The organism is Photorhabdus africana, assembly GCF_035181445.1.
Taxonomy (GTDB): Bacteria; Pseudomonadota; Gammaproteobacteria; order Enterobacterales; family Enterobacteriaceae; genus Photorhabdus; species Photorhabdus laumondii.
Genome location: NZ_JAXBVE010000079.1, coordinates 1 through 5232, shown reverse-complemented (window position 1 = coordinate 5232; position 5232 = coordinate 1). Strand labels below are relative to the sequence as shown.

The window sequence follows — 5232 nt, the reverse complement described above, 5'->3', positions numbered from 1 at the left end:
TGAAGTGACGTTGAATAAGAAATTCAACCAGTGGCTAACCCGCAATGTGAGTGGTATGGGCACAATGAGCCGCGCGAATAAATTCCGTCAGGTCAATGAGAAACTGGCATTCAACTTTGCGGTAGGTGGCCGGGGAGCGGATATTCAGGTGACCACGGGTAACTGGAACCTGATGTTCGGTGATAATATTCAGTCGATTTTGGATACCAACCTGGGTGCGTTGTTTGGCCTGATGACGCAGCAATATTCGGCAACGGGGATGGCGAAGACCACGTTTACCTATCATCCTCAGGATTTGCCGCGTCAGCTTAAGAATAAGCTGCTTGGCCGATTAGCTGGTGTAAACGCGGAGACGACTTTAGCGGATATCTTTGGCGTGAATTACACCACAGAAGGCCAGATGGTTTCCCGTACAGGAGACCCGGTTGATGGTGAAGCGATTCTGCAAGAGATGCTGGCAGTGATTGGAGAATTTAGTGGCGATCAACTGAAAGCGTTTACAAACCCGGAGAAATTGCTTAATGGTTTGAAAGCAGGCATGGAGATGGGCGGGGATGGCATCAGATCGTTTGCCGAAAGTCATGGTCTGCAAGAGAAAGCCCCGGATGAAAACCGTGGATCAGAATCGCCAGTCAGCATTGATGGGATGGGTGCTCAGGCCGATGATAAAGCAAAACCTGTATTTGGTTTTAACGCTCTGAATCTGCCTAATCTGTTTGCAACGATGTTCAGTAAAGATAAGCAGACAGAAATGCACTCCTTAGTCACGCATCTGAAAGAGAATCTCACGGCGGATCTGCTCAATATGGAGCAGAAAACATTTGATTTCCTGCGTAACAGCGGTCATTTGCATGATGATGGCGATATCCATATCTCGCTGGGGAACTATAACTTCAGCTGGGGCGGTGACGGTAAAGATCTTGGTGCCTATCTGGGCGATAACAACAACTTCTGGGGTGGTCGCGGAGAGGATGTTTATTACTCTATCGGCACTTCCAACCTCTTTACCGGTGGTGAAGGTAATGATCTGGGCGTTCTGATGGGGCGTGAAAACTGGATGTTTGGCGGTCATGGGGATGATACCGCAGTGGTAGCCGGGCGGATTAACTCTGCTTTTATGGGGGCAGGGAATGACCAGACATTTGTTTTTGGTGAAGGTGGATTGATTGATGCCGGTAGCGGGTATGATTATGTTGTGACTGCGGGTAACTACAACCGGGTGGATACCGGGGAAGATCAGGATTATGCCGCGACCATCGGTAATAACAACCGGGTTGAGCTGGGTGAAGGCAATGACTTTGGCCGGGTGTTTGGTAATGACAATCGAATTGATGGCAACATGGGTAACGATGTTATTAAACTGATGGGCTATCATGCAGTCATCAACGGTGGAGAAGGTGATGATCACCTGATAGCGGCCACTATTTCGAAATTCAGCCAGTTTGACGGCGGTGAAGGTCAGGATCTGCTGGTGCTGGGCGGTTATCAGAACCACTTCCGGGGGGGCGCCGGGATAGACAGCTTTGTGGTCAGTGGTCAGGTGATTGACAGTCAGGTTGATGATATCAATGCGGAAGATATGATTGTCTTTAACGACATTAACTGGCAAAACCTGTGGTTCCAGCGCAGTGGATATGATTTGGTGTTATCAGTAAACCGTCATATTGAGGAGAAAACCGCGCAGGGTGTTTTTGAATCAATCGGTTCAGTCACCTTTAGTGATTACTTTAATGGTAACCGTGCCAAACTGGTGGTGAGGATGGGGGATAAGAATGCCTCGGGAGAGCGGGAGTTTACTGCGCTGTCGGATAATGCGGTTGATACCTTAATCCAGTCAATGAGCAGTTTTGCGCCTACTGCGGGAGATAATGGCTTTATTGACAATCTGGCGAGTCAGGCGAAAATGGTCATGACAACGGCGTGGGCGGATACTACGGTGGGTAAGGTGCAGTTTGCGTAATTAATTCTCAAAAATAAAAGTTAAAATGAATAATAAAAAAGGCTCACAGAATCGGTGAGCCTTTTTTCACTGCGGAGTAATGGATATTCATTATATTATAGTTTACCGGTCAATAATTATTTTCATTAATAAGTTTTATTTGTTATAATTTCATTACCAAAAAGGTAAGATATTATTATCTCATTTACTTGCACTGTTTTAATGGTTATAATCTGTGTGGTTATTTACGGAGATGGAATAAATAATTGACAAAGTTTTATATCTTAGGCATTACTTTATTATCTTCTCTGTATTTCTAGTATTATCGCAGAAAGAGATCTGTGATAATAATCTTTCTGAATTTGGCGTTTTCCTTGTTATATCCATTTTATTAACAAATTACTTTTTGGAAAAAAGTATGTCTGATAAATTCATGCAAACAATATCTGATATTAATTTTAATGGCGGTTTTTTTCTTTATTTAATTTTTTGCTATTAAAAATCAGAAGATTTCACTGTTTCGTGAGAACTTAAATATACCCAATAACGGTTCTACCCTATGGATTTCAAGATGGATCGAGACGGCAAGGGAGCGAATCCCCGGGAGCATAGATAACTCTATGACCGGGGTAAAAGAGTGCAGCCAACAAAGAGGCAACTTGAAAGATAACGGGTGTATCCGTTAGGTGCCGTGGTTTTCTGTTTAACCCAAATAATAAATTAAAGGACTATTTATGGGTAAATCATCAAATAGAAGTGCAGTGTACCTCTTTACAGGAAGATATTACGACGATAATGACGGTAATCGTATTACTGCTATTGGTATAGGTGGTGAGGTTTATGCTTATGGCGGAAATGATGATGTTACCGTTGGTTCATTTAAAGTCGATGTATACCATACAGATGGCGACCTTGCGGTAAAGGGAGTGTCAGGTTATACCGGTATTCATAAAACGGGAAATGGCGGTCTGTCATTTGCGGGGGCTGCCGGTGTAGCTGTTATTGATCACACGGGTGAAATGGGAAATTTAAATTATTCAGGTGCGGCCGGTTATAATAAACTGGTTCGTAAAGGGTTGTCTGGTGATACCCGTTTTAAAGGAAGCGGTGGATATAATCAGTTATGGCATGAAACTAACCGGGGAAATTTAGATTTTGCCGGCGCAGGGGCAGGCAATGACATTGACCGTACCTGGTTTAACCGTTATCAAGATTCACAGGGAAATGTGACGTTTAATGGCGCCGGCGCTGTAAACAATATCAGCTCGCGAGTAGAGCACGGTAACGTTACATTCAACGGGGCTGGTGCTGATAATCACATTGTACGTAAAGGTAAAGAGGGTAATATTATCTTACGTGGTGCGGGGGCATCGAATCGAATTGAGCGTGTACGTCAAAATAAAGACGAGTATGAACAGACCCGTGGTGATATTACTTTTCAAGGTGCGGGGGGGTATAACAAACTCTATTCTGATGTCGCGCATGGCAATATTAATTTCTCCGGTGCGGGGGCTTACAATGAAATCACCAGAATAGACGCGAATAGCGATTTCGATGATGAGACACTGGAATTTGCTAAAGCCAAAGAAGTCGTATTAACGACGGCAACGATGGAAGGAAGCTGGATACGAGAGTCTCAGCAAGTTACAGGTGTGAAATCAACCGTCGAACCGGATACCTATCTTTTTGCCTTTGTTGACAAAATGTACACTAAAATCAGCAAAGTTCGGCTGCGAAATAATCCCACCACGGGCAGACTCGGTTATTATGCCACTTCCTGGTATAAAGCGGGCAATCACCTTGAAAATCTTGCTGCGAAAGAAATTTCTTCAGGCAATGGATTTATCGCGGTAAACGTTGATGGCGCTTATCATCTCTCCGGTTTAATCGTTGAGCGTCTGCAACCCGTCACGATCCATGCTATCGGGGAAAACCTGTTGTCAGATCAGTGGGTAACCTATGCGGGTGGCGTGATGGTTAAAGCGGAGGATATCTCGCTAGGCGATGCCAAAATGGAGGGGTATGCCGTCTTTTCTGATGATGGAAAAGTCGATGTTTCCGCAATCAAATCGAACCGAAAACCCAATACTTATGTGTATGCCAAAGTATTGGGTCCCCATACCAAAGTGGTTGAAGTTCAGTTGGCCAATGATCCCGAAACAAAGCAACTAAAATACATCGCAACAGCATGGTATAAAACAGGCGATCATACGGGTGATTTAGCCAATGAAGAGTTTTCTTATGCTAACGGGTATACCTCTGCCGGCTCCGGTTACACGTTAAGCCAGCTTCAATATGACATCAATACAGTGCGCCGTACCTCCCATCGATTAGTACATAGCAAAGAATATTATCAGCAAGACCTTGTGAAATTATCTGCAAGCAGTGGTGACATTAATTTTAACGGTGCGGGTGGTGGAAACGTTATTAAATCTGATGTCATGCGGGGAGATATTAATTTTACAGGGGCGGGGGCGGCGAACGTTATTTTGCATAGCTCAAAGTTCGGTGATACGTATTTTGATGGTGCGGGTGCTGCCAACGTCATTGTAAAAAAAGGTGAAAAGGGCGATCTGACATTCCGTGGTGCCGGTTTAGCCAATGTCTTGGTTCACCGGGGCCAGAGTGGGGAAATGGATGTTGATGCTGGTGGCGCGACAAATGTTCTTGTGCGTATCGGGGATGGGCAATACCTGGCTCATCTTCTGGCTTATGGCAATATCTCAATCCACAAAGGCAACGGTAACAGCCGGGTGCGGATGTTGGGCGGGTACAACACGCATACCCAGATAGGTAATGGCAATGGAAACTGGTCCGGGCAGGGCGGTTTTAACGTCATCACCCAAGCGGGAAAAGGGAGCATCTTCTCTGTACTGTTAGGTGGCGCTAACGTACTGACTAAGCTCGGGGCGGGCAGTCTGGTTACCGGTATGCTTGGCGGCGCCAATATTATCAGTCATCTCAGTGAGGAGACTGAGACGTCAAACACCATAGCAATCGCGTTGGGCGGCGCCAATATCCTGACTAAAAAAGGGAAAGGCCCTGCGCGGGCGGTCATGGGCGGCGGGGCAAATGTTCTTACGCATATCGGGGACGGCAGTACCACGGGCGTTATGCTGGGTGGTGCGAATATCTTGACCAAAGTCGGAAAGGGCGACACGACCGGCATCATGTTCGGCATAGGCAACGTGTTGACCCATGTCGGCGATGGTTTGACACTGGGTGTGATGGCTGCGGCAGGCAATATCTTCACCAAAGTCGGAGAGGGGACAGCGATTGCGGCTCTGATTGGC

Annotated in this window: 2 protein-coding genes; both read left to right on the top strand. The window is 45.9% G+C overall.

Annotated features, from left to right (window positions below; all coding sequences use genetic code 11):
• On the top strand, positions 1 to 1960 hold a 1960-nt coding region (locus tag SLS51_RS22280; RefSeq protein ID WP_323840708.1), incomplete at its 5' end, for a calcium-binding protein.
• A 713-nt stretch (positions 1961 to 2673) separates the two neighbouring features.
• The coding region (gene rtxA / locus SLS51_RS22275) for an MARTX multifunctional-autoprocessing repeats-in-toxin holotoxin RtxA (RefSeq protein ID WP_323840707.1) at positions 2674 to 5232 on the top strand (2559 nt) is incomplete at its 3' end.